Source organism: Jejudonia soesokkakensis, assembly GCF_042664795.1.
GTDB classification, from domain to species: domain Bacteria; phylum Bacteroidota; class Bacteroidia; order Flavobacteriales; family Flavobacteriaceae; genus Jejudonia; species Jejudonia soesokkakensis.
Genome location: NZ_JBHTBN010000004.1, coordinates 1 through 26,521, shown reverse-complemented (window position 1 = coordinate 26,521; position 26,521 = coordinate 1). Strand labels below are relative to the sequence as shown.

The 26,521-nt window shown below is 36.3% G+C and carries 25 protein-coding genes; 15 read left to right on the top strand and 10 right to left on the bottom strand.

The annotated features are described in order from the left end of the window. The first annotated feature begins 8 nt into the window (after positions 1-8). Genes ACFQO1_RS08665 through acs form a run of 3 tightly spaced genes read left to right on the top strand, consistent with a single transcriptional unit; the run spans position 9 to position 3,379 of the window. On the top strand, positions 9-608 hold the full coding sequence (locus ACFQO1_RS08665) for a GNAT family N-acetyltransferase (RefSeq protein ID WP_380217612.1): 600 nt from the start codon (positions 9-11) through the stop codon (positions 606-608). A 51-nt stretch (positions 609-659) separates the two neighbouring features. Then, the gene (locus ACFQO1_RS08660; RefSeq protein ID WP_380217611.1) at positions 660-1,469 is read left to right on the top strand and encodes a class I SAM-dependent methyltransferase; all 810 of its coding nucleotides are present in this window, start codon (positions 660-662) and stop codon (positions 1,467-1,469) included. Positions 1,470-1,474: 5 nt separating this feature from the next. Then, a complete protein-coding gene (gene acs, locus ACFQO1_RS08655) occupies positions 1,475-3,379 on the top strand; it encodes an acetate--CoA ligase (protein ID WP_380217610.1) in 1,905 nt (634 codons plus the stop codon). Between the two features lie 3 nt (positions 3,380-3,382). On the opposite strand, the gene ACFQO1_RS08650 is transcribed toward acs, so the two are convergent. The 5 genes from ACFQO1_RS08650 to gdhA all read right to left on the bottom strand — a co-directional run bounded on the left by ACFQO1_RS08650 (position 3,383) and on the right by gdhA (position 10,780). After that, entirely contained in the window at positions 3,383-3,802 is a 420-nt protein-coding gene (locus ACFQO1_RS08650; RefSeq protein ID WP_380217609.1) for a hypothetical protein, read from the bottom strand. A 100-nt stretch (positions 3,803-3,902) separates the two neighbouring features. Next, positions 3,903-6,305, bottom strand: coding sequence for a TonB-dependent receptor plug domain-containing protein (locus ACFQO1_RS08645; protein ID WP_380217608.1), 2,403 nt, complete (start codon positions 6,303-6,305; stop codon positions 3,903-3,905). Between the two features lies 1 nt (position 6,306). Further along, positions 6,307-7,026 (bottom strand): DNA repair protein RecO, encoded by a 720-nt coding sequence (gene recO, locus ACFQO1_RS08640; protein ID WP_380217607.1) that lies wholly within the window; start codon positions 7,024-7,026, stop codon positions 6,307-6,309. Then, entirely contained in the window at positions 7,026-9,323 is a 2,298-nt protein-coding gene (gene porZ, locus ACFQO1_RS08635; protein ID WP_380217606.1) for a type IX secretion system anionic LPS delivery protein PorZ, read from the bottom strand. Before porZ ends, recO begins: the two co-directional genes overlap by 1 nt. Positions 9,324-9,436: 113 nt before the next feature. Further along, complete coding sequence (gdhA, locus tag ACFQO1_RS08630) at positions 9,437-10,780, bottom strand: NADP-specific glutamate dehydrogenase (RefSeq protein WP_380217605.1); 1,344 nt, start codon at positions 10,778-10,780, stop codon at positions 9,437-9,439. A 274-nt stretch (positions 10,781-11,054) separates the two neighbouring features. On the opposite strand from gdhA, the gene ACFQO1_RS08625 reads away from it, so the two are divergent. After that, positions 11,055-11,855: a THC0290_0291 family protein gene (locus ACFQO1_RS08625; protein WP_380217604.1), complete on the top strand. Its 801-nt coding sequence runs from the start codon at positions 11,055-11,057 to the stop codon at positions 11,853-11,855. A 61-nt stretch (positions 11,856-11,916) separates the two neighbouring features. Here ACFQO1_RS08625 and ACFQO1_RS08620 read toward each other — a convergent pair whose 3' ends face one another. After that, positions 11,917-13,059 carry a cystathionine gamma-synthase gene (locus tag ACFQO1_RS08620; protein WP_380217603.1) on the bottom strand — a complete coding sequence of 381 codons (1,143 nt, stop codon included), beginning with the start codon at positions 13,057-13,059 and terminating at the stop codon, positions 11,917-11,919. A 68-nt stretch (positions 13,060-13,127) separates the two neighbouring features. On the opposite strand from ACFQO1_RS08620, the gene ACFQO1_RS08615 reads away from it, so the two are divergent. From ACFQO1_RS08615 to ACFQO1_RS08600, 4 genes are all read left to right on the top strand, one after another. Then, positions 13,128-13,892, top strand: a complete 765-nt coding sequence (locus tag ACFQO1_RS08615; RefSeq protein WP_380217602.1) for a DUF3298 and DUF4163 domain-containing protein — start codon at positions 13,128-13,130, stop codon at positions 13,890-13,892. 38 nt (positions 13,893-13,930) lie between these two features. Beyond that, on the top strand, positions 13,931-14,287 hold the full coding sequence (locus tag ACFQO1_RS08610) for an arsenate reductase family protein (RefSeq protein WP_380217601.1): 357 nt from the start codon (positions 13,931-13,933) through the stop codon (positions 14,285-14,287). Positions 14,288-14,301: 14 nt separating this feature from the next. After that, positions 14,302-15,195 (top strand): DMT family transporter, encoded by an 894-nt coding sequence (locus ACFQO1_RS08605; RefSeq protein WP_380217600.1) that lies wholly within the window; start codon positions 14,302-14,304, stop codon positions 15,193-15,195. Positions 15,196-15,263: 68 nt separating this feature from the next. Beyond that, entirely contained in the window at positions 15,264-15,629 is a 366-nt protein-coding gene (locus tag ACFQO1_RS08600) for a SnoaL-like domain-containing protein (RefSeq protein WP_380217599.1), read from the top strand. Between the two features lie 39 nt (positions 15,630-15,668). On the opposite strand, the gene ACFQO1_RS08595 is transcribed toward ACFQO1_RS08600, so the two are convergent. Genes ACFQO1_RS08595 through ACFQO1_RS08585 form a run of 3 tightly spaced genes read right to left on the bottom strand, consistent with a single transcriptional unit; the run spans position 15,669 to position 17,661 of the window. Then, the gene (locus ACFQO1_RS08595; RefSeq protein ID WP_380217598.1) at positions 15,669-16,148 is read right to left on the bottom strand and encodes an acyl-CoA thioesterase; all 480 of its coding nucleotides are present in this window, start codon (positions 16,146-16,148) and stop codon (positions 15,669-15,671) included. Positions 16,149-16,174: 26 nt separating this feature from the next. Beyond that, positions 16,175-17,029 (bottom strand): alpha/beta fold hydrolase, encoded by an 855-nt coding sequence (locus ACFQO1_RS08590; protein ID WP_380217597.1) that lies wholly within the window; start codon positions 17,027-17,029, stop codon positions 16,175-16,177. Between the two features lie 41 nt (positions 17,030-17,070). Continuing rightward, positions 17,071-17,661 (bottom strand): TetR/AcrR family transcriptional regulator, encoded by a 591-nt coding sequence (locus ACFQO1_RS08585; RefSeq protein WP_380217596.1) that lies wholly within the window; start codon positions 17,659-17,661, stop codon positions 17,071-17,073. A 103-nt stretch (positions 17,662-17,764) separates the two neighbouring features. Between ACFQO1_RS08585 and ACFQO1_RS08580 the strand changes: the two genes are divergently transcribed. From ACFQO1_RS08580 to nadD, 5 genes are read left to right on the top strand one after another with little or no spacing between them, the layout of a single operon-like run. Next, the gene (locus ACFQO1_RS08580) at positions 17,765-18,727 is read left to right on the top strand and encodes a YheT family hydrolase (RefSeq protein ID WP_380217595.1); all 963 of its coding nucleotides are present in this window, start codon (positions 17,765-17,767) and stop codon (positions 18,725-18,727) included. Continuing rightward, complete coding sequence (locus ACFQO1_RS08575) at positions 18,714-19,067, top strand: SdpI family protein (RefSeq protein ID WP_380217594.1); 354 nt, start codon at positions 18,714-18,716, stop codon at positions 19,065-19,067. The genes ACFQO1_RS08580 and ACFQO1_RS08575 overlap by 14 nt, the downstream gene beginning before the upstream one ends. A 49-nt stretch (positions 19,068-19,116) precedes the next feature. Further along, on the top strand, positions 19,117-19,974 hold the full coding sequence (locus ACFQO1_RS08570; RefSeq protein ID WP_380217593.1) for a YicC/YloC family endoribonuclease: 858 nt from the start codon (positions 19,117-19,119) through the stop codon (positions 19,972-19,974). Then, positions 19,974-20,576 carry a guanylate kinase gene (gene gmk / locus ACFQO1_RS08565; RefSeq protein WP_380217592.1) on the top strand — a complete coding sequence of 201 codons (603 nt, stop codon included), beginning with the start codon at positions 19,974-19,976 and terminating at the stop codon, positions 20,574-20,576. The genes ACFQO1_RS08570 and gmk overlap by 1 nt, the downstream gene beginning before the upstream one ends. Next, positions 20,557-21,153 carry a nicotinate (nicotinamide) nucleotide adenylyltransferase gene (gene nadD / locus ACFQO1_RS08560; protein WP_380217591.1) on the top strand — a complete coding sequence of 199 codons (597 nt, stop codon included), beginning with the start codon at positions 20,557-20,559 and terminating at the stop codon, positions 21,151-21,153. The genes gmk and nadD overlap by 20 nt, the downstream gene beginning before the upstream one ends. An 88-nt stretch (positions 21,154-21,241) precedes the next feature. Here nadD and ACFQO1_RS08555 read toward each other — a convergent pair whose 3' ends face one another. After that, positions 21,242-22,159, bottom strand: a complete 918-nt coding sequence (locus tag ACFQO1_RS08555) for a nicotinic acid mononucleotide adenyltransferase (protein WP_380217590.1) — start codon at positions 22,157-22,159, stop codon at positions 21,242-21,244. Between the two features lie 125 nt (positions 22,160-22,284). On the opposite strand from ACFQO1_RS08555, the gene ACFQO1_RS08550 reads away from it, so the two are divergent. Continuing rightward, complete coding sequence (locus tag ACFQO1_RS08550) at positions 22,285-23,289, top strand: NAD(P)H-dependent glycerol-3-phosphate dehydrogenase (RefSeq protein WP_380217589.1); 1,005 nt, start codon at positions 22,285-22,287, stop codon at positions 23,287-23,289. A 153-nt stretch (positions 23,290-23,442) separates the two neighbouring features. Then, positions 23,443-26,521: proprotein convertase P-domain-containing protein (locus ACFQO1_RS08545; RefSeq protein ID WP_380217588.1), on the top strand; the 3,079-nt coding region annotated here is incomplete at its 3' end.

The following is a 26,521-nucleotide window of genomic DNA, read 5'->3' as shown; positions in this document are numbered from 1 at the left end:
ATAAGCGAATGACCTATTTTCCATTTTCTGAAACTATCATACTCGAAAATGAACGTGTACTACTTCGGCCACTCACGGAAGCTGACTTTAAACACCTCAAAACTTTTTCTCTTACAGAACCCGAACTCTGGACCTACTCTTTGTTGCCAGCCAACGGATTGGAAAATTTAAAAAGCTATATAGAAATTGCGCTTCAGAAAAAAGCTGTGAATGACTCCTATCCATTTATTATTTTTGATAAGAAAAATGAGCAATACACAGGAAGTACAAGGTTTTATGATATTCAGCAGCACCATGAAACTACACAACTTGGCTACACTTGGTTCGGCAAAAAATTTCAGCGAACAGGGTTAAACAGGCATTGTAAATATTTGATGCTTCAGTATGCTTTTGACACACTTCATTTTCAACGGATTGAGTTTAGAGCTGATGCTACCAATGCTAAAAGTATTACGGCTATGAAAGCCATAGGTTGCAAAGAGGAAGGTATTTTACGAAGTAATTGTGTAAGTCCTTCGGGTAGACGTGACAGTATCGTTTTAAGTATTTTAAAAGCAGAATGGGAAGCTTCAGTAAAAAATAACCTACAACAACTGCTCATGCCTTAGTACGTTTTCTTCAGAAAAAAATGTACTTTTAGAAAGCTAAATAATGACTTCATGAGCGAAACAAAAGAGTACATCCTGGGAGCAGATGCGAAAGAACTATTCCGCCTAGGGGTGCAACATCAGATCTGGGCCCAAGAAGCACAGCAAGGCTGGCATACAGCACAATTTACTGAGGGACAAACCTTATTAGATTTGGGATGCGGCCCTGGATTTTGCACCAAAGAACTCGCTTTTCTTGCAGGGGAAACTGGAAAAGTAATTGGAATCGATATTTCGCAATTGTATATTGACCACCTTAAGAAGGTTGCAAAGCTGCAGCATCTCAATATTGAAGCCATCTGCAGTGATTTTAATGAGATGCAACTAGCGACCAACTCCCTGGACGGTATGTACTGTCGCTGGGCTCTTGCCTGGTTACCCAATCCCAAAGAAATTTTAGAAAAAGTATATACCGCTCTTAAACCTGGAGCAAAGATGGTCATTCATGAATATTACGATTGGTCAACCCATCAAACTGAACCTAGAAAAGAACACCTAGCAAAAGCTATAGATGCCGCATTACAAAGCTTTAAAGATTCTCCTGGTTCAATTGATATTGGGCGAGAATTACCGCGAATACTAGGAGAACTTGATATGAAAGTAACTACTGTTCGATTAATGCCCAAATTAGGGTTACCAAGCAATGCTGTATGGCAATGGCCAAAAACATTTTATCATAGCTACTTCCCAAGATTGGTTTCGATGGGATATTTATCTGAAAGTGAGGTAAGCGAAGCGTTACGGGAAATGGATGAATTGGAGCACACGCCTGGAGCTTCCTTGTTGTCTCCTATTATGACCGAAGTTATTGCCGAAAAATAAGCGTTATGGACTTTTATCACATACAATCTTATTCTGAATATAAAGAAGCTTATAAAGCTTCTGTTAAGACTCCCGAAACATTCTGGGAATCGATTGCCGAAGAAAACTTTAGCTGGAAAAAAAAATGGAATGAAATTCTTTCATGGGATTTTACAAAAGCTGAAATACGTTGGTTCGATGGAGCAAAACTTAATATAACAGAAAATTGTATCGATCGCCATCTTGATACCAGAGGTGAAAAAACGGCCTTGCTTTTTGAACCCAACTCTCCTTCTGAAGCTGCTCAACATATTTCTTATAATCAGTTGTATGAAAAAGTATGTCGTTTTGCCAATGTGCTAAAACAAAAAGGAATCGAAAAAGGAGATCGGGTTTGTATTTATTTACCTATGATTCCCGAATTGGCGGTTTCAGTTTTGGCATGTGCAAGAATTGGAGCTGTTCACAGTGTTGTTTTTGCAGGGTTTTCGGCTCAAGCACTCTCGCAACGAATTCTCGATTGTGATTGTAAAATGGTGATCACAAGTGATGGAGCTTTCCGAGGAAATAAAACCATTCCATTAAAAAATATTGTAGATAATGCATTGGAGGATTGCCCGGATGTAACTTCGGTATTGGTGGTAAGAAGAACGGGGGAGCATATAAAAATGAAAGAGGGCAGAGATGAATGGCTTTTACCGTTATTGGATAGTGCTTCAATTAGCTGCATACCAGAGGTTATGGATGCAGAAGATCCATTGTTTATTTTATATACTTCTGGCTCTACAGGGAAACCTAAAGGCATGGTACATACAACGGCTGGATACATGGTCTATAGTGCATATACATTTAAAAATGTATTTCAATACCAAGAAGAAGATATATATTGGTGTACGGCAGATATTGGCTGGATCACAGGGCATAGTTATATTGTGTATGGACCCTTGGCCAACGGAGCTACAACTGTGATGTTTGAAGGAGTTCCTTCGTATCCCGATTATGGACGCTTCTGGGAAATAGTTGCAAAACATAAGGTTACTCAGTTTTATACAGCGCCTACTGCCATTCGGGCTTTAGCCAAAGAGCCTTTGGAATTTGTAAAAAAGCATGACTTAACCTCTCTAAAAATTTTAGGCACCGTAGGAGAGCCTATTAATGAAGAAGCCTGGCATTGGTATAATAACAATATTGGCGACGGACTATGCCCTATTGTAGATACTTGGTGGCAAACAGAAACTGGCGGCATCTTAATTTCGGCATTGCCAAAAATTACACCTGCTATCTTACCCACATTTGCGACCTTACCGCTCCCTGGAATTCAGCCTGTTTTGGTAGATGATTCTTCCAAAGAAATTAAAGGAAATCCTGCTCATGGAAAATTATGTATTAAATTTCCATGGCCAGGAATGGCTCGAACCATCTGGGGAGATCACAAAAGGTACAAAGAAACGTACTTTTCGGCCTATCAAAATAAATACTTTACTGGTGATGGCGCACTTCGAAATGACGACGGATATTACAGAATTACAGGCCGTGTAGATGATGTTATCATCGTTTCGGGACATAATTTAGGAACAGCACCTATTGAGGATGTAATTAATACCCATGAAGCTGTTGCTGAAAGTGCTATCGTAGGATTTCCGCATGATGTTAAAGGAAATGCACTTTACGGATTTGTAACACTAAAACACCCTGAGTTTTCTTCGGAAAAGATTTCGGAGGAGATCAATCAATTAATCTCAACGTCAATTGGACCTATCGCAAAACTGGATAAAATACAGTTCACCGAAGGATTACCTAAAACTCGTAGCGGTAAAATAATGCGACGCATACTCCGCAAAATTGCTAGTGGTGAAACTGAATCACTGGGAGATATTTCAACGCTACTGAATCCAGAAGTGGTTCAGGAAATTATTCAGCAAAGAAAATAACTATTATTTTACCTGTCTTGATTCAAATATGAGTGTGAATTCTTCTATATGATTCTTGTTAGAATTATATTCGACTCCGTATGAAGAAACTGAAACATTATTAAGAGTATGTATGCTTTGTCCACTCATATTTTTTATAGTAATAATTGCTTTATTAATAACTATTCCTCTGGCAAATGCATTTTCAATAGCATTACTTTCTGAAGTGCTTTTTCGGGTTACCACATACATCATTTTCTTATTCACATTGCTACGTGAGTTGCTGGAACTAGGAGACGGCTGATTCTGAAGGTGAATCGTAGAAGCATCTATTGTAGTTTGAGAACCTGCTTTTTCTAGGCCGATAAATGTAATTTCTAAGTTTTGTCCAATACAAACCGTTGTAAAAAGTATAAGACAGAAGGTTATAAGTACTGTTTTCATCACAAAATAGATTTAAATTTTATGACAAGGTAGTCTGAAGAATCACATTTGTTTATATGAAAACCCTTACCTATAAAAAATACAGGAATTCATAGAATGATTAAAACTTATAATTTGCAGCTATAATAAGATTTCTTCCAGGAGCCGTAATTCCTGAAGAATACGGTCGATACCGTTGGTCTGTAATATTTTCTAAGGTAGCAGTTAACTGTAATGCTTCGGAAAGCTCATACTGTGCTCCAAAATTTAATGTGTACCAATTAGGCGAAAACGGATTACCAAAACGGTCTTTTGCATATAGAAAATCATTGCTCTGTTGACTAGGTGCTAAATCCTTAAAATCAAACTGCCCATTATATTCGGCAAAAGCATCAAACTTCCATTTTGAGTTTTTAAAGACTATATGTGTGTTTCCAAATTGTGGTGCAGCACTTCGAATAGGGTTTTGACTCCTATCATCATCTTCTTCAAAACCATCTGTTATATTATATTGTGAGGTAAGCTGAAGATTTTTTGTAAAGTTCACCTCAAGTCCTGCTTCAAAACCATAAACTTCAGCTTCGGCAGCATTCTGTATTGCTTGAACAGTACTTACCTCATCCTGAAAAATAATTTCAGTCTGGCCATTAATTGAAAAATCCCGTCTAACCAGCGCATTTACAAGATACGTTCTGTACACTGCAAGATCAAGTTTTACAACGTTTTCAATATTAAAAGTCGTTCCCAATTCTCCCGTAAAAGCATACTCTGGTTCCAAATCTGGATTAGGCACTACTACACTTCCTGGTTCGCTATCAAATATCTTTCCTATGTCGTCAATATTTGGAGCTCTAAAAGTTGTAGAGTAATTTGCACGCAAACCAAGAACAGGATTGGGGTTGTAGGATAGACCCGCACTTCCTGTCAACGCTCCTGTAGAGATATTTGCATCCTTGAACGGAAAACTAAAAAGACGCTCGTCAAAAGTAGCATCGACTAGAATGTGATTGTAACGAACTCCTCCTTGAAAAATCAATTGATCTGTAAATTTCCACTGCATACTCCCGTATCCGGCTATTGACTGCCACGTAGAACCATCTGGGTATCTGGAAGCATCGGGTTGTGATTCGCCTGTAGTAATATCTGTCTGCTTTCCAATACTATTTACTTTGTTATATACATATTCAAGTCCGTAAAAAAAATCAATGGCATTCAGATTTTTTGTAAAATCCCAACCCGCTGTATATGCTGTTACCTTTTCGTCTGTTTCAAAAAGAGTACTGGACCCAAAATCTCTATCGTTTCTACTTTCTTTAAATTGTTGATAGGATAACGTTAGGTTACTTTGATCGTAGAGTGTTGTTTCAGTTTTATTTGTAATCTGCAGATTACCGCTTAACCATTCCTGTGGGCCATAAAACCACTCGGCAGATCTCAATTCCCCATTGCTTCTTCTTATCAATCTGTCATATCTAGGGTAATCACTTGTAGTAGTATAAAACAAACCTAAGTTAAAGTCCCATTCTTCAGAAGGGGTGTACCTTATTTTCTGCATGGTGTTTATCTGACTGTAACCTGTAAATCGTTGTACCAAAGGATCTTCGTTTTGCACCACTACATCTTCACCATTGATGGTTTCAACATATTCTGTACGCAAATAATCATCGGGACCATGACTACCCATGCGCAAATCATCATAATCGCTATAGGAAATACTCGTTAAAAATGCCCATTCTTTTTTCCCTATATTAAAATCAATATGGCCTGTTTTTTCGTTATTTGCAGTAGAATATCTTGCTACCGCATTTCCTGAAAATGAAATTCCTTCTTCAAAAGAAAAGGCAGGCTTTTTTGTGTAAAAATTCATCACGCCACCAACAGCATCACTTCCATAGACAACAGAACCAGGACCTAAAATGACTTCGGTACGTTCTATAGCAAAAGGATCAATAGAGATTACATTTTGTACATTTCCACCTCTAAAAATGGCCGTATTAAATCGCACTCCATCTACAGTAATTAATAGCCTATTTGTAGAAAATCCTCTAATTAATGGGCTACCGCCTCCTAACTGACTTTTCTGCATATAAACCTGGCCACTGCTTTCCAGAAGATCTGCTGCGGTTTGGGGGTTTTTAAATAAAACATCTTCACTCTTTACACTAATTATTTGCTGCGGAATTTCACGTTTATTCTGTCCAAATTTAGAAACTGAAAGAATTATTTCATCAAGACTAGAGGCATTGATTTCGAGGGTAATGATTCCATCTGAAGCCAAAATTTTACTTTTAGTGAGTGTTTTAGAAAAATGAGAGATATGTTTTATAGTAATGGATTCGCTATCATCAAATCTTGTAATATCTACAAATCCGTCAAAATCTGTAATCCCACTTTTTGATTTATCGGTATTAAAAAGTACAGCTCCAGAAATAGGAGCGTTATCCTCTTGTGAAAGAATTTGAATTTTTTGAGCTGAAAGTGTGGTGATACATAAAAATAGAAGGAAAGTTAAAGAAATGCGCATTTTAGTTGAATAGTTGGTTAAGCACGGATAATGACTTCGGTTTTTTATAGCCCTGCAAATGTAACTGATAATACACTAGCAGCAAATCTAACACTTGCAAACGTTGCGTTTTTGTAAAATTTATTAGCTTTAAGGTATCAAAATTTATGCCGAAGCATTGCTTCAACCCTTCAACTGCAATCCCTTTTTGGCAATATTCGTCTGAGGATAAGCTTTGAAAATATCCTTCAGAGAGATTGAAATAGGGTTCTTTTTTTTCTGAAGCATCTGGATAAAAACCTAAATATGCCGTAAGTTTCAGAAGAAATAATAGGTGAAAATTAGCTATTGTGTTGTGTTGATCTAACCAAATAAAAGAGTCTTCTAAAAATTTAAATAGTGACTGATTCTGTTCTTCTTCCTTAATAGAATTTTTAAGCATCTCCGCTAAAAAGAGGACCAGTGAACTTTTTACAACATCTGTATGTAAACTTGTGTAAGGGTATGATACTTTTACATCCCTTATACGTTCTAATGTCCCTTTATCTTTATGAATTGCAACAATTTCTAATTGGGTAAGAGGCTGAAAATAAGATGCTTTTAGTTTGCCTCGTTTAGACTTTAAAACACCGCGTAGTAAATAGGATTTTAGTCCAGAACTTTCAGTAAAACAACTAACGATAAGATCTGCTTCAGCATATTTAATAGCGGAGAGAACTATTGCGCGAGTTGTAATTACCATTACCGAATAATCATAATCTTTGAGACTTTAGTTTCCAAGGCATCTTCCGAAGTTATGAGTACAAAATAAACACCAGAGCGTACTTTGTAGCGCCCAAAAGCTGTTGTATCCCAAAGAACACTTCCTCCTTCACTAGTCGTTTCAAACACAAGATTTCCTTCTAGATCTGTAATTTTGATATTAGCATCCTCGGTGAGACCGTCGATAGTCACATTTCCAGTAAAACCAGGTCGTACAGGGTTCGGGAAAGCTCTTACATTTTCAAGATTCTCTGAAGGTGCGGTCGCACTACCTCTATATGCAACTAGCCCTTGGTTTGTAGCAAAATAAACAACACCACTTTCTGAGTCGATAGCAATATCTTGTACATTGTTAGAAGGTAAAGGAGAATTGTCTTTCGTGAATCTAAGCAATGTCTCTTGTGCGTTAGGTGATACATAAAACACCCCAGAAGTAGCAGTTGAAATCCATTTGTTATTTGAGCCGTCTACTTCAATATCTGTTATAGAAATATCGAATAAAAATTCTTGTCCAATCCCATTCTCTTCAATAATAATTTCTTGAGATTCTATGGAGGCATCATCCTCAAAAAAGCCTCCAACATTGAAGAATACACGAATCCCTTGAAGCGTTCCAATCCATAGCCTGTTATTATTATCAAAAGTTAACGCCCTAACATTATTTGTTGGCAAATTTCCATTACCAGGTTCTCTGGCTATTTTATTGAAATCACCTGTTTGCGGATTATACCCAATAACTCCAGAGTCTACAGCGCCAAAGAACACAAAACCTTCTCTACTTATACTGAGTTCTGTTAATGCAAGTTCGCTAGACGGGTCTTCAATAATTGGAGAAAGATCTACTTTTTGAAATTGCCCACTTGGATTTAGCCTAAGCAACGCTTCATCAATTCTTGATTGAACAAACCAAAGATTTCCCTCACGGTCATAATCTGAACCAAATATGCGGATGTCTAACTCTGATGTGAATGACTCAAGAGGACTATTTGAATCGTCATATAAAATGGTGGGCACCTGATCTTCAATTCTTAAAAGACCTTTATTAAAGGATGATATATAGACTTCTGAGGGATTTTCTGGATTGATAGCCACATTAACCAAGTCATTAGCGTCTTTTCCAAGCGTTTCAGATAATTCCTCATACGTAATATTAACCCAGGAATCCCCTTGCAAGTTACTAATACCTCTTCGGGTCAATGGAAAGGGGTTAAACGTTACACTAACATCTCCAAATACAGCCCACAACTGTCCTGGAGTTGCATCAATAGAAAATGTATTGTTATCTACAGGTCCATTTGGGAGAATTTGAAATGCATCTATATTTCCAAATGGAACCTGAAGCAATCCATTTTGTAGCGTCCCTATATAAAAGGCATTATTTAATGCAATTCCTGACAGGTAAGTGTCTTCAAATTCTACCAAGGTTGTGACAGAATCCTGAAGTTGAAAAATTGAATTGTATGCCTGAATAGAAGTTGAGGTCGTAATATTTAATAGGTTATTTTTGACATTAAAATCAACAATAGTTTCATTTCCGAAATTTGCAACTGTGGTAAATGCATTGGTATTCCCATTTTTTTGCAGAATCTGATTGGCAGAATTTGCTATAAATAATTCCCCAGCTATTTCCTGAACACCTATTAAATTTCCCCCAGTGACTAATTGCCATTGATTGAAATCAATTAAATTATCATTCTCCACTACCGCTCTTCTCAATCCTCCATTAGTAGAGGATGCATAGATAAATTCTTCATCGATTGCTGTTTGAGTGATATTTAATCTTGCCCCTCCATTTCCAATAAAATACGTGTCTCCAAACTCTAATGCCGAAAGGTCATACACAGATATTCCAAACTCTGCAGCAATATATAAATTCCCTTCGTACTCGTTAAAATGATTAATATTTTTCTCATTTGGAGGAATGGTTGGCTTGTCGAGAATATCTACAACAGTAAGCACATTTTCCTCTCCATCAATCACCACTTCAATTAATCCGGTTTCATATCCAATAAAGAGAAGCCCAAACGTCTCACTATAATAGAGAGAGGAGATGGATTCGCCCGAAAGCCCGTTAATTGTAGAAATCGTTTCTATTTCTTGAGTGGAAATGTCATATATAAATATGGCATTTTCGGAAGCTGCATATATTTTTCCATTTCCTTCTGAAATACTTCGAACCGAAGCATACGAAAAATGTCCTGTCCAGCTGTCTTCGAAGTTTTGAGCTTCAGAAAAAAAACAGACCAATAGAATTATCGCTGAAAGCAACTGCTTCATGAGAGGTGTTTTAGTTATCAATTATAACAGGCGAAAGTAATAAATATTGCAAGGTCTTAAAATGAACAAAGGTTACCTGTTGGCAACCTTTGTTATATTTCGGGTACACAAATTTAAACCACACCTTGTGCAAGCATAGCTTCTGCAACTTTTACAAATCCTGCAATGTTTGCCCCTTTTACATAATCTACATAGCCGTCTCCATCTTTTCCATATTCTACACAAGCTGCGTGAATATCGTTCATAATTGTATGCAACTTTTCATCTACTTCTTTTGCAGTCCAACTAAGGCGAAGAGAATTCTGTGACATTTCAAGTCCCGACGTAGCAACCCCTCCAGCATTAGATGCTTTTCCTGGGGCAAATAAAATTTTTGCTTTAGAAAATACTTCTATGGCTTCTGGAGTAGAAGGCATATTTGCTCCTTCACTTACACACATACACCCATTGCTCAATAGGGTTTTAGCTTCTTTTTCATTTAACTCATTTTGCGTAGCACATGGTAGCGCAATATCACATTTCACTCCCCAAGGTCGTTCTGCCTCATTGTATTTTGCTGAAGGATATTTATCAACGTATTCACTAATTCTCCCTCGTTTTACATTTTTAAGATTCATAATAAAAGCAAGTTTTTCTTCATTAAGACCTTCCTTGTCATATATAAATCCGCCAGAATCTGACATGGTCACTACTTTACCACCAAATTCCATTGCTTTTTCTGCAGCGTATTGAGCAACGTTTCCAGAACCAGAAATCACAACCGTTTTTCCTTTAAAGCTTTCGCCTTTTGTTTCGAGCATGTTCTTTGCAAAATAGACATTTCCATATCCAGTTGCTTCAGGTCGGATAAGTGACCCTCCATAACTTCTTCCTTTTCCGGTAAGCACTCCGGTAAATTCATTACGAAGTCTCTTATATTGACCAAACATATAGCCTATCTCTCTTCCTCCTACACCAATATCTCCGGCAGGAACATCTGTATCTGGCCCTATGTGTCTGGCAAGTTCGGTCATAAAACTCTGACAGAAACGCATTACTTCTGCATCACTTTTTCCTTTAGGGTCAAAATCACTTCCTCCTTTTCCACCACCCATAGGGAGTGTTGTTAAACTGTTTTTAAAAGTTTGTTCAAAACCTAAAAATTTAAGGATACTCAAGTTTACAGAAGGGTGAAAACGAAGACCTCCTTTGTAAGGCCCAATTGCAGAATTATATTCTACACGATACCCTCTATTTACATGAATTTCTCCAGAATCATCTGTCCAGTTTACACGAAATAATATAGTTCTTTCTGGTTCGACCATTCGTTCCAGTAGTTTTTTTCCCTGATATTTCTCGTTTGCTTCAATAAAAGGGATTACGGTTTCAGCAACTTCTGTTACTGCCTGCATAAATTCTGGTTCGTTCGGATTTGATTTTTCAACAGATGCAATAAAATCTTTAATACTTTGCTTCATTTGTTTCTGGTTTTAGGATAAAGATGCGATATCTTAAGTCTTGAAATTATAGGTTTTTTAAAGAGATCATTCTTGTCATTAATTTATAATATCCTTATAAAATAGGTGATTCAAGTAATTTAATGACAAAGGTTTCGTTATTAATTAGCAAATATAAATGTTATAGAAATAAAAGGGTGTTATTTTTTTGCAAATGCTTAAATTTCCTGTTAATATTTTACTGTTTGATATGTTTTTATATATTTGTTACGTCTCAATCTAAACCTATTTTATCATGAATACCAGAAACTTATTAGTGGTATTTCTCCTATTATGTTTTGCTAAACAAGATGTTTACAGTCAGTTTGGCTTCTCCCATGAGGTAGGTATCATTACAGGACCTGTTACTTTTTATTCAGATTATGGCGTTCGTAATGATTTTGAAACAAACACTGGAAATGTTGGATTTGGTGTAGGTCTAATACACTATTTAAATTTTTCTTACCGAGCCGATTGTAATTGCTATACTCGAGACAGATATTTTAACGACCACTTTAAATTACGAAATGAAATTGATTTCCACAAAACCAATTTGGAACATTTTGGTGAATTTGTAGATGAAAGTCAAACAGATGATTTAGCCGTAAAACTAAGAGCAATGAGTGGTTCTACCACAGTATTTGATATTGGTTCTCAACTGGAGTATTTCCCATTAAGCATCCGTGATTTTGCGGCAGGTTCATATAAAATTGCTCCTTTTATTAGTGCAGGTGTCCATTATGTAAGCTACGATCCTGAAGTAAGTAGCTCTTTGGGAGAACTAAATACTCCTATAACCACCCCAACAAAATATCTAAACTCATTTCAACAAGAAGGAGGATCTACGTTTTCGATTGTAGGAAGTGTTGGTATTCGATATAAATTAACGCCTTTAAGTGACTTGATGCTGGATAGCAGATGGCAATATTATTTTTCTAATACCGTAGATGGTCTCGACCCCTCCTTTGAAAACAATGGAGTCTTAGAAGTTCCTGAAAACAAAGCAAATGATTGGATTTATTGGTTAAATATCGGCTATATTTATTACTTAGATTAAAAAACTAAACGCATAAAAAAGGGAACCAATTGGCTCCCTTTTTTTATGCTCTATAAGGTAATCATCCTATCGCCTGTTCAAGATCTTCAATAAGATCATCAATATGCTCAATTCCCACGCTTAAGCGTATTAGACTATCTACCACCCCTGTCTTTTCACGTTCCACTTTTGGGATACTTGCATGGGTCATACTCGCGGGATGGCCTGCAAGACTCTCTACACCTCCAAGACTTTCAGCTAATGTAAATACTTTCAACTTTTCGACAATGCTAACAGCATCCTCATAATTATTTCCTTTGGCTACGAAAGAGATCATTCCTCCATAATTGTCCATTTGTTCTTTGGCAATAAGATGGTTTGGATGATTTTCAAAACCTGGCCAATACACTTTTTCAATTTTTGGATGTTTCACCAAATATTTGGCAATAGCCGCGCCGTTTTCACAATGCCGTTGCATCCGAATATGTAATGTCTTGATTCCTCGCAACACTAGAAAGCTATCCTGAGGACCACACACTGCGCCGCTTGCATTTTGTATAAAATATAACTTTTTAGCCAGAAAATCATCTTTTACAACCAATGCTCCCATCACTACGTCACTATGACCGCCAAGGTATTTAGTCGCACTGTGCATTACTATATCGGCTCCTAAATCGATAGGTCGTTGCAAATATGGAGTGGCAAACGTATTATCTACTGCCAACCAGACATGATGTTTTTTTGCAATTGCTGAAACAGCTTTAATATCAATTATATTCATCATTGGGTTGGTTGGGGTTTCAACCCAGATCAGTTTTGTCCTATCATTCACAAAATTTTCAATAGTGGAAGCATTTTCCATACCTACTAAATGAAATTGTATTCCAAAGTCCTCATAAATCTTTGTAAATAACCGATAACTGCCTCCATATAAATCATTTGTTGAAATAACTTCATCTCCTGGCTTTAATAGTTTCAATACAGCATCTATTGCTGCCATTCCGCTGCCAAAAGCCAATCCGTGTGTGCCATTTTCAATACTCGCTAAAGAACGTTCCAGAGCTGCGCGGGTAGGATTTCCACTCCTTGAATATTCAAATCCTTTGTGTCCTCCAGGAGTGCTTTGAGCGTAGGTGCTTGTTTGATAAATTGGAGGCATCACAGAACCGTATGCTGGATCTGTATTGTGTTGCCCTCCATGTATTGTTTTGGTGTTGAATTTCATTGGTAGATTTTGTAAAACAAATGTAAAGGTTTCTTTTTGCACTTTAAATTCTATCGTACTTTTAGCAAATGAATAACAAGCTGCTTCTTCTTATCTGTGTATTCTTGTTTTTAACGAGTTGTTCTGAAAAGCCTCTCATTTTTACTTCGGAAAGTTTTTCAGCTAAAGACCTACCTATGTGTAAAGATGTTATGTGTCCTGAAGTCTTGATCGATTATGTTATGGTAAACGGGGATGAAGAAGTTTCAGAAAAAATCAATCATACAATCACAAGAACCATTATCAATGCGATCTATATAGGAGAACAAGATGCTAGCCCTGCAGCGACGACAATACCTGAAGCTGTCACTAATTTTATTAAAGAATATCGGCTTGAAAATGCAGAGTTCCCAGCGATGGCTGTCGAATATTTTGCTGAAGCTTCAATGACAAAAAATCGTACAACAGAGAATGTAATCTCGTTACAGCTTGACCATTATATTTTTGCTGGAGGTGCTCATGGCTATGGCGCTACCCAATATCTTAATTTTGATACACAAACTGGAGAAGAACTAGAGTATGACACGCTTATTTTAGACAAAACATCTTTCACTGCTTTGGTAGAAAAAAAGTTTAAAGAAGCCTATAAAATACCTCAACGTTCTTCAATTAACTCTAAAGGTTTCTGGTTCAAAGAGGATCAATTTTATGTGCCAAATAATATAGGATTTACAAACGACAACCTTATCTTTTCTTATGACGAATACGAAATAGCTTCGTATGCTGAAGGAAGAATTTTTTTTGAAATTCCAATAAAAGAAATTCAACAGTATTTAAGCATTAACGTAGATTAAAACAACTTTGCAGTGACTGCAATTAAAATAGTAGCCTAATGAAAAAAATATATTATTTATCTAGCTGTGACACTTGTAAGCGAATCATGAAAGATATCGCATTGCCTCAATCGTTCATTCAACAAGATATCAAAACGGAGAACCTGACAGAAGAGGAAGTAGAAGAAATGTACAACCTTGCAGGAAGTTATGAAGCTTTGTTTAGCAGACGTGCGAGACTTTTCAAAGAACGCAATTTAGGGAATGAAGAATTACTGGATGAGGATTACAGAGATTTAATACTGGAACATTATACTTTTTTAAAGCGACCTGTGATTATTAATAATGACAAAATTTTTATAGGAAACAGCAAGAAAACGATAGCGGCTGCTAAAGAAGATATTCACGGCAAGTAAGGTCAAATATTTATATGAATACTAGAATTCTTGCACTTATCGCCGCGACGGCTGCCAGTACTATTTATGGTATAAACCATACTATTGCTAAAGGCTTAATGCCAGATGTGATTGGTCCGTATGGATTTATTTTACTTCGGGTAAGCGGAGCGGCACTTATCTTCTGGATCATTAGTTTGTTTTATCCTTCAGAAAAAATTGAACGAAAAGATATTTTTCGGTTTATTGCTTGTGCCTGCTTTGGTATGGTAATTAACATGAATATGTTTTTTAAGGGACTGGAGTTATCTACTCCTATTAACAGTAGTGTAGTCATTACAATTTCGCCTGTTCTTTTATTGGTACTCTCTTATTTTATTCTGAAAGAAAAGATTACCTTATTAAAAGGGGTAGGAATTGGAATTGGATTAGTGGGTGCGCTTGTATTAATCCTTTTTGGAGCCAAGACACAGGTAAATGCTCCAAATATTCCGTTAGGCAATCTACTGTTTCTAGTGAACGCAGCCTCTTATGCTTTATACTTGATTTTTGTGAAGCCACTCGTTGGAAAATACAATTCTATTACTTTAATGAAATTTTTATTTCTAATTGCTTTTATAATTAATCTCCCAATAGGTTTTGGCCAATTTTCTGAAGTTGCCTGGAGTAGTTTGGCTTTTTCAGAACTATGGAAATTAAGTTTTGTAGTTATTGGAACAACCGTTCTCACTTATTTGTTTAACATCTACGCGCTAAAACAATTAAGTCCATCGGTAATTGGAGTTTTTATGTATTTACAGCCTCTTATCGCTACCCTTTTTGCTATTTTACTGGGGGCAGACCAACTCACCTCTGTTAGAGTTTTAGCTGCTGTTCTCATCTTTACAGGAGTGTATTTATCTACACGTAAAAAGAAACGTGCCGTATGACATTGGAGGTATCGTTCCTATAATTGAATTTTGTATCTTTAGTTCTCTAATATTTAAATCATTATATAATGAAAACACAAGAAATAGCAAATAATTTAGTACAATGGTGCAACGCAGGTGAAGAGCACAAATGTTACGAGCAATTATACAGTCCAGATATTGTTAGTATTGAAATGGAAGGAAGTGATCATCAGGTTTCACGAGGCATGCAGGAAGTTGCCAAAAAAGGCGAATGGTGGAATCAAAATTTTGAAGTACATAGCACCAAGACAAGTGAACCCACGGTTGCAGACAATTGGTTTAGTGTACGTCATGAAATGGATATAACGCATAAAGAAAGCGGACAAAGAAGCCAGATGCAAGAACTCGGAGTATACGAGGTTAAGGACGGTAAAATTGTAAAAGAACAATTCTTTTACAATACGAATGGATAATCACTAATAAATAAAAAGGAAGCGGTTTCGCTTCCTTTTTTAGGCATTTATATCATTTGGTGTTTGCCCAAACTTTCGTGTATCTTCTTTAGTGATGGTGTAGAAATCATCTGTTTTATCTAATGTATTTAAGTTCTGGTATAACTCGTCTGGCAGTGCTCTTAGTTTTCTTTCGGTAAGATCTATCCAACCTCCCATCATTTCACATCGTGCCATATTTCTGCCTTTATGATCATAGAAATTGTGAAGAAAAGAAAAATACCTTCCGTCTTCACTAAGCCCCTTTAACTGTAATGATACTCTTATAGGTTTTCCTGGGAATACTTCCTTAAAATAGTACATGTGCTCGTAAAAAACAACTGGACCAATATTGTGTTCGACCATTTTGGGCTGTCCAAACCCATTTTCGAGCATAAAGCTGAGACGGGTATGACTCATATAATTTATATAAGCACTATTTGCAAGATGCCGATTTGCATCAATATCGTTCCAGCGGACTTCAAATTCTTTTAGATACATACAGTTTTTTAATTTAATATTACAGTTTAACAATAGGCAAGTTCAAGTTCTTTTTCTGCGACAAAGTTAAGCACACAAGTATAAACTTGCTCACTTTTTAAATCGTGTTTTAATCCTTTTGTAAAAAGGGATTTAATTTCTGATATATCCTTCGTTGCATCTATGATAGGACTAACCGGTGTAATGTCATCATTAACATCATGGATTACTAACACTGGTTTTTTTACTGCTGAAAGAAAGTTTTTAATATGAATGTTTTGATGTGGAATTTTTAATACAGTATTAATTTTATTATCAAGATTTTGAGATGCTTTGTTGGAAAGACTGCATAGATCTTGAAAATATTTAAAAATAGCATCCATCCCAGAAGGAGCCCCCATAATTATAAATTTATCAATAGGTATTTTGGGGTTGTATAGGTATAAATAGGTAATTACCGTAGTGCCCAAAGAATGAGAAACAACAGTATCTATTTTACCAATAGCAGCAATTGATTTTTCGACAGCTTGTCTGTATGTCTCAATATTTAATGAAGTACCTTTAGCCAATCCATGACCTGGCGCATCCAAAGCGTACATGGTATATTGAGATAAATCCAATTTTTCGAAATAAGGAAGCCATCGCTGACTATTGCTCATCCAACCATGCAAAAATAAAAGGTTTTTTGAACCATTCCCCCAACGATGTAAAACTGTTGACTGCCCGTCTACTTCAAAAAATTCTTGTTCTCCTTGTGCAAAAAATTCATGTCCTTTTTGAGTAATAGGTGCTTTTTTTACTTTGCAAAGCAACCAAAATAAAAATGCTGCGTTCCATTTTGGAAATAAAACTGCAGTCGTACGTATAAAAATTCGTAAAATATAAATTATTAATTTTTTCATATCAATTAGATACCAATCGGTATCTTTTTAGTTAAATTTTTTTATTCAGAAATCTCTGTCACAATATTTTTTAAATGCTGTATGGCTGTTGTAATTGCATTCTTATTACGCTCTAGCCTACTCATCATGATTCCACCTTCCAATGTTGCTATAAAAATCGTTGTGTAAAATTCAACATCTGTCTCTGATTTCACCTGATTGTTCTTCATCCCATTATCAAAAATTTTGAAAAGAGAGGATTTAAATTGAGCAAAAAGATTAAAAGTTTGTTGACGCAAAACAGAATTTGTATCATCTGCCTCTATTGCTGCATTCATCAAAGGACATCCGCCTTCATATAATGGGGTATGCATATATGTTTCAAAAAAGGAAAAGATCGCTTCCATTTTAAGTTTAAAATTGCTTGCCTTTTGTATTTCAGTTCCCAATTCGGTAAACATTTTTTTTCCTAAACTTCGCAATGCCTGTTGTTCTAGATCACTCTTGCTCTCAAAATGCCGGTAGATTGCTCCCTTAGTAAGTCCCGTAGCCTTAGTGATGTCACTGATCGAGGTTGCCTTATACCCTTGGGTATTGAAGAGGTTTGCACTCTCTTTTATAATTAATTTTTTTGTAGCAACAGGATTTCGCATGTGCAAAGATACCAATTGGTATCTTATAAATAAAATTTTTAGGATTCATTTTGATTTGTACATTTGCGATCCCAAAAAACCCTTAAAACAATTTTCTTCTGGCATGCCAATAGTTAAGTCCTCCTTTACGGCTAGGGGCCTCTTTAAAAATGGGCATTTCTCCACGATTTATTCGGCGAAACTTCGACCTATTCAAAAAGTATCACAAAAAAGAGAACGATTAGAATTGAGTGACGGTGATTTTATTGATATCGACTGGTCCTATTCAGAAAAAAAAACTAAAAAGGTTGCCCTATTACTGCATGGCCTTGAAGGCAATGCACAACGGGTATATATTAAAAATCAAGCTAAACTACTTACTCAAAATAATTGGGACGTAGCTGCAATGAATCACAGAGGTTGTAGTGGAGAAGAAAATAGAATGTACCTTTCATACAATAGCGGACGCACTGAAGATTTAAAAGAACTTATCAATCATATTGTAGCATTTAAAACTTATGATGTTATAACGCTAATTGGTTTTAGCTTGGGTGGAAATGTTCTATTAAAATATCTGGGCGAAGAGATTTCAATTCCGCCCCAAATAAAATCAGGCGTTGCAATATCTACCCCTCTACATCTTCGAGGCGCCTTAGAGCAACTCATTAAATTTGAAAACTTTGTATATAGCAGAACCTTTGTAAACGACCTTAGGAAAAAGTACAAACGCAAAATGGTTCAATTTCCAGACGCTATGAATGCAGAGGAACTTAAAAAAATACAAAACCTGTTGGATTTTGATAATTTGTATACTGCAAAAGCCCACGGCTTTAAGAATGCTTATGATTATTATGAAAAAAGCAGCAGTCTTCCATTATTACCTAACATTCAGATTCCTGTCTTAATCTTGAATGCCAAAAATGACTCCTTTCTTTCAGAAAAATGCTACCCTTATAAAATTGCTTCAGAAAACAAAAACGTGTATCTTGAAACTCCTAAGCACGGAGGCCACGTAGGTTTTCACATGACAAACAAAATTTATTATTCAGAAAAAAGAGTGCTTGAATTTATAAATGACAACGATTGATCAGTTTTTATGCGCACTGGCTTATTGCCTTTTTATTTTGATTTTGGGCATCATTTTTCAGAAATATCCCCCTAAAAAGATCAATCATTTCTATGGCTACCGAACACGACGCTCTATGGCAAATCAGGTTATTTGGAAGGCAGCAAATACGTATGCAAATCGATTCTTAGTAAGAATTGCGGCGTATAGTTTTGCGATACCTGTAGCAAGCTATTTTATGTTTCCAGAATATAACTTATTTATTACAATAGTGGGAAACACAGTATTACTTATGACCGTACTTTGGTTTACAGAAACATATCTCAATAAACACTTCGACAAGTATGGCAACCCAAAATGAGTAACATATAGTGTTACAAATATGTATCTTTGTTTTTTAAAACAACTTTATGATCCAGTCAATGACAGGGTACGGAAAATCTGTAATCCAGTTGCCCTCCAAAAAAATTACTGTAGAGATCAAGTCTCTAAACAGCAAGAATTTAGACTTAAATACGCGCGTTCCTTCTTCGTATCGTGAAAAAGAATTGGTTCTTAGAAATACCATCGCAAAGTCGTTAATTCGTGGAAAAGTTGATTTTAATCTTTATGTTGAAGTTACCGGAGAGGAAACCAATACTCAGTTAAATGAAGTAGTTGTAAAACAATATATGAAGCAACTTCGGAATGTGGCTCCTGGCGATGATACTGAGTTATTAAAAATGGCTGTCCGTATGCCAGATGCGTTAAAAACCGAACGTGAAGAAATAGACGAAAATGAATTCAAAGTAATTACTACTGCGGTTGCTGAAGCTCTTAAAGAAATAAACACGTACCGGTCTGATGAAGGCGCTGTATTACTAAAAGATTTTGTAACACGAATTGACACAATAGAGAAATTACTTTCTGAAGTGATTGAAATAGACAATCAGCGTATTGGTAATGTAAAAGAGCGTTTACGAACTGCCGTAAGTGAGTTAAAGGAAAAAGTTGATGAAAATCGTTTTGAACAAGAACTCATCTACTATCTTGAAAAGTACGACATCACCGAAGAAAAAGTACGTCTCAACAATCATCTTAGTTATTTTAAAGAAGCAATCCACTCTGACGATTCGAACGGAAAAAAGTTAGGCTTTATTTCTCAAGAAATTGGACGTGAAATTAATACGATAGGTAGTAAGTCTAATTTTGCTCCTATGCAACAATTAGTAGTTCAGATGAAAGACGAACTAGAAAAAATAAAGGAGCAAGCCCTAAATGTTTTATAATGGAAGGAGGAAAATTGATTGTTTTTTCGGCACCTTCAGGCAGTGGTAAAACAACTATTGTGAGGCATTTGCTGGGCGTTAAAAAACTAAATCTGGAGTTTTCAGTTTCTGCCACATCTAGAGAACCTCGCGGCAACGAACAACACGGTAAAGACTACTATTTTTTGACCCTTAAAGATTTTAAACAAAAAATGAAATCGGAAGCTTTTTTAGAATGGGAGGAAGTATATCGTGATAATTTTTATGGCACCCTACATAGTGAAGTGGAACGAATCTGGGCCATGGGCAAAAATGTGATCTTTGATATTGACGTAGTTGGCGGACTGCGAATTAAAAAGAAATATCCAGAACGTACGCTAGCCGTATTTGTAAAGCCTCCCAGCGTTGAGGAGCTTAAAATACGATTAAAGAAACGCAAAACGGAAAGCGAAGAAAAAATAAATATGCGAATCGCAAAAGCTTCCGTAGAAATGGCTACCGCACCAAGATTCGATTTTATTATTGAAAACGACACCCTCGAACATGCACTGGAGGAAGCAGAAAAACTAGTAGCAGCGCATATCGCTAAACCTATATTTAAAGATGTCAAAGAAGAAGAGTAAAAAAGTAGGGCTCTACTTTGGAACCTTTAACCCAATTCATGTGGGGCATCTTACGATTGCTAATCATATGGTAGAATACAGCGCGCTCGATGAAGTATGGATGGTTGTTACGCCACACAATCCGCATAAGAAAAAAAGCTCTTTGCTTGATAATGTTCATCGATTGGCAATGGTTCGTATTGCCTTAGAAAATTACCCTAAATTAAAGGCTAGCAATATAGAATTCGATTTGCCACAACCCAATTATACGGTAGATACACTAATTTATCTGGAAGAAAAATATCCCGAACAAGAATTTTCTATAATTATGGGAGAAGATAACTTGAAGAATTTTCATAAGTGGAAAAATTATGAAGTTATTTTAGAGCGATATGCTATCTATGTATATCCCAGAATTTCTGAAAACAAGGTGCCAGAACGATTTGTAGACCATGCTAACATAACAAAAGTGGCAGCTCCTATAATGGAACTATCTTCCACATTTATCCGAAACGGCATTAAAGAAGGGAAAAATATTCGACCTATGCTTCCGCAGGATGTGTGGGAATATTTAGATGAAATGAATTTTTATAAATAAAAAACCGCCCCAACTAAATTTTAGTTTAGTAGGACGGCTTCAACTAAATAACCAACCAAAAAATTGTGTACGTCTTCCGACTTTTATTTTAAAACTTACTAATCTTTACCATAGATTTTTCAATCTCTGTTTTAGATTTCCGTAGTTTTCCTTCTAATCCTTTATACTGAATATATCCCTTTCCTCTAAATCGATACAGTGTACCAGATGATTCATGAAACAATTCAATAGTCTTATCATTTATAACGCTTAATTCGAAGTATTCATTGCCCAAATAATCATAATCGAGTGTTAAATATTTTAAGTATTGATTTCCGGAAACATCATCAACATTGTAGATTCCTGTATAGTCCCAGTATATATTATTGATATTGGTCCCGTTAGGGTCCTGAGAACTCAAAAAGTTTCCATCGCCTCCACCTGAAAGAAAAGCTACAAAGTTTTCATAATCAAATTCATTTAGGTTCCCGTATTCACTGGTATATATTTTTTCCCAAGTACTATATTCTTGTAAAAAATAATGTATGTTGTCGTAAAACAAAGCATTATAATCAAAGGTGTGTTTTTGATACCCTACTAAAACGTAAGAAAGATTGGTGTTTGGAACAAAAAGTCTAATTTCATTCGGACTAATTTGTATAACGTCCAATGAATAAAAACCATCAAGATCATGAGAGACATCTAATACGAAATCAAATGTATCATAATATCCTATATTGATTCCGAAGCCATAGCCCTGATCACCAATTCCTACTAAATTATTATTTGCTGAAAGTGTTCCATTTCTAAATGAAACTGTAAATGCTTTTTGCAAAAACGGAATGTACCCATCTCCAGACGAACGATTAATGTCTACATACCATAAATCATATGAAGAAACTAATTGCCCTAACGTTACTTGTGGCACTTCATTTATATGATCATCTTCAACTAATACTTCTGTATAACAAGAACTAAAAAGTAAGGCTACCAGACTATATCCTAAAAGTAATTTCATCGTTTTCATAATTGTAGGTTTTAAAATTTATATACAACAGAAAACTAAAAGCATGCCAAAAACACAGTGCTCTTATTTTTAGATAGTTACATTCATTTTTAAAGTACTATTTTTAAAATCTCAATTTTAAGTATATGACCTTGACTCCAAAATTTGCAGTTTTTGGCGGCGGAAGCTGGGCAACTGCCATCGTAAAAATGATATGTGAAAACCTTGATGAGGTAGGGTGGTATATGCGAAATAAGAGTGCTATAGAACATATTAAGAAAGAGCATCATAACCCTAATTATTTAAGTGCCGTTGAGTTTAATACAGCCCAATTAAAATTGAGCAGTGATATTAACGAGCTTATTGAATATGCAGATTATCTTATTTTCGCCATTCCATCGGCATTTCTATTTTCAGAATTGGAGAAAGTTTCAACTCCTTTTAAGAATAAAGTTGTTTTTTCAGCAATTAAAGGAATTGTCCCAGAAACAAGCCTTATCGTTGGGGATCATTTATACACCCATCATCATATCCCATTTAAAAACATAGGTGTTATTTCGGGACCATGTCATGCAGAGGAGGTGGCATTAGAAAGATTATCTTATCTCACCATTGCGTGTACAGATGAGAAAAAAGCTCAAATTATCGCAACGAACTTAAGTAGCAATTATATCAAATGCACAACAAGCGATGATATTATTGGAGTAGAATATGCGGCTGTACTTAAAAACATCTATGCAATAGCTGCTGGTATTGCACATGGTCTTGGGTATGGAGATAATTTTCAAAGCGTATTGATGAGTAATGCGATTCGTGAGATGAAGAGATATATTAAAAACGTTCATAAACTTAAAAGAGATATTAATGATTCCGTCTATTTGGGAGATTTATTAGTAACGGGGTATTCGGCTTTTAGTCGAAATCGAATGTTTGGTAATATGATAGGTAAAGGATACACTGTTAAAAGTGCTCAAATGGAAATGAGTATGGTTGCTGAAGGCTATTATGCCACAAAAAGTGCCTGCCAAATTAACCAAGATAAGAAGAAGAAAAGAGTAAAAACTCCAATAATAAACGCTGTTTTTAACATTTTATATCAAAAAAAAGATCAAAAAAAAGTATTTGAGAAATTAGCCGAAAAAATGAACTAGCTTCAATATCAAACACATACAAACGATCATGTTCTACAGGGTTTATTTCGAAAAACAAAAAACGTTAAGGGATTGTTATCTTTTATGATTTTGTTAGGGATTTCTTACAGATGCTATTATATTTGCGGCTATTATTAATCTATAAAAATTATTATGAAAAAAATTACTTTTCTAATGTTCTTTATGATCACAGCATTGGCCGCAACGGCACAATCTGTTTTTATAAATGAACTACATTATGACAACGCCGGCGGAGATGTTGGTGAGTTTGTTGAAATTGCAGGTCCTGCGGGAACTGACTTATCAGGATGGGTTCTTGAGGCCTACAATGGATCAAATGGAGACCTGTATACTACAGTACCTCTTACTGGTGTCATTGCAAACCAAAGTAATGGCTTCGGGACACTTAGTTTTCCGGTTGTATTACAAAATGGCGGACCAGATGGTATCGCTTTGATTGATGGTGGATCTAACCTAGTACAATTTTTAAGCTACGAGGGGTCATTCACTGCAGATGCTGACAATGGTGGTGTAGCGGGTGGATTAGGTGCTACTTCAACAGATATAGGTGTTCAAGAAGACCCTGCGCCAGCTATAGGTAATTCTTTACAACTAATAGGAGTAAATGGAATGACCTATTCAGACTTTACATGGTCAGGGCCTTCTGCTGAGTCTCCTGGAACAATCAATGCAGGACAAACATTTATGGCAGCAGGACCACCTCCAGCAGGACAGGAATGTTCTACAGTAGGAGCAGTTATACCTGCGCTAATGCCTAATATGAGCCAAACTGTAACTATTCCTATTACTTCTTCTGGTACAATTGGTGAAAACACGAATGAAATCGAATTTGTAAGTGTAGATTTAAACGACTTTCAACATGGTACAGTAAATGAGCTTGTTGTTACTTTAACTGCTCCAGATGGTACAACCACAGCAACACTTTTTGCTAATGATGGTGGTTTAGATGGATTAGACACTGTTCAATCATTCTCTTTTGTAGATGGTGGTGCAGATGTTAACGATTGGGATGATGCTGCAACTGGTTTTAACCCTCCTTTTCAAGCTGAAAGCGGACCTTTCAATGGTGAAATGGGTGTTGGAACTTTCCAGGGTGTAGATATCAATGGAGACTGGACACTTACTATCTTTAATGGCGGTAACGATAGCGGATCTCTTGCTGAAGCTTGTCTTACATTCGTAGATAGAGGTCTTGTAGGAACTGTTCCTGTAATCTCTTGTCCAGAAGCTGTAATGGGAATGGGACCAGATGGTACTTTAACTGTAGATAACGATCCAGGACAATGTGGTGCTGTGATCTCTTTCTCTGATGCTTCTGCAGTAGATGCTGAAGATGGACCACTTACCGTAACAAGAACAGATATGACTGGACTTAATTCAGATGATGAATTTCCAGTAGGAACAACTGTACTTACTTTCGAAGCTACAGATAGCGACGGAAACACTGTATCTTGTGATTTTACAGTAGTTGTAAATGATGTAGATGCTCCAACAGTTACATGTCCAGACGATATTACAGTAGGGAATGACACAGGAGATTGTGGTGCAATTGTAACAGTACCAGCTCCAGTATTTATGGATAACTGTCCTGTTGATCCTGCAGATGTAACAAACGATTATAACGCAGGTGGCGCAGATGCTACAGATTTCTACCCAGTAGGAACTACAACAGTTACATATTCTTATACAGATTCTGGTGCTAACACAATTACGTGTTCAGTAGACATTACAGTGGAAGACACAGAAGCTCCAGTAATTGCTTGTGAAGGTGCATTTACTCCTTCTCCAGCTACAGTTACTACCTCGCCTGGAACAACAATTACTACTACAGGTGGAGTAACATATACTGAAACTATTGATGTTCCTTTTGATGTTGCTATTGAAGACGTTAATGTTAACTTAGATATTGCTCATACATGGGTTGGAGATTTAGAAATAACTCTTACTTCTCCAGATGGAACTAGTGCATTTATTTATAATGGAGATCAAGATGGTTGCTCTGGTGATAATTTACAATTTATAGTAGATGATGAATCTGCAAATGTTTTATCTTCTGCAGTGTGTGATGGACAATTTGGCACTCCAAACCAAGCATATGCTGAAGACAACTACCAACCAAGCGCACCTGCAATGCTATCAGATTTTGATGGTGAAATGACAGCTGGTACTTGGACGTTTACAGTTTTTGACGATGCAGGTGGAGATGGAGGAACTATCAACAGTTTAGGTTTAACCTTTACTTTTGACGATAGCAACCCACCAACACCATTCCCAGTTACGTTAATGGCAGATGGTACTGCAACAATTCCAGTTACAGACTTAGTAGACGTTACAGATAACTGTGGAACTTTCACAGTTGCTCAGGCTGGTGTTGAGCCATGTGCTGATACTAACCCAAGTAACAATTACGAAAATGCATTTACAGCGCCTATTTCTGCAAATGATTTTACCGTAGATGCTAATACAGACTTTACACTTACTGATGTAACTCTAGGATATATTATTCCAGCAGGTGCAACTGTAAGTTCAGTAGCACTTACTTTCCATGAAGACAACGCTGGTGCTCCTGGAGCTCAGATAGGTGATGAAATGGTAGTTCCTACTCAAACTGTTGTAGTAACTGGTTTATTTGGCGGTGGATTTGACGGTGTTACATTAGACCTTGATGTTACAGACTTTACTTTTACAAATAATACAGGAGCTGAAGCTAGCTTCTGGATTACTGCAGATGCAGACGTTTCTGGTACTCATGGATGGGAAACTACTACTGCTAGCCAGATGGGGTCTTCTACCTATGTAAGTCTTGATGGTGGTGCAACTTTTGTAGAGGCTGCAGCTGGAACAGATGGTGTATATAGTTATAATGGACTTTGTGGTGCTGTAGGGTTAGACCCAATGGCAGATCCAACAATGGTTAACTTTACATGTGAAAACGTAGGAAGTAATAATATTGAAATCAATGTTACTGATGATGCTGGAAACGTAAGTACTTGTACTGCTGTTGTTGAAGTTACTGATGATACAGCTCCAGAATTAGTATGCATGGACTTTACAATTGAATTGGATGACAACGGTGTAGCTACATTAGATCCTAATGATGCTATCGATGAAGATGCTACTGTAGAAGCTTGTGGATATGAAGCTACTGCTTCTCGTACAGACTTCAGTTGTGCAGACATAGGAACACCAGTAATGGTTGACATCTTTGTAA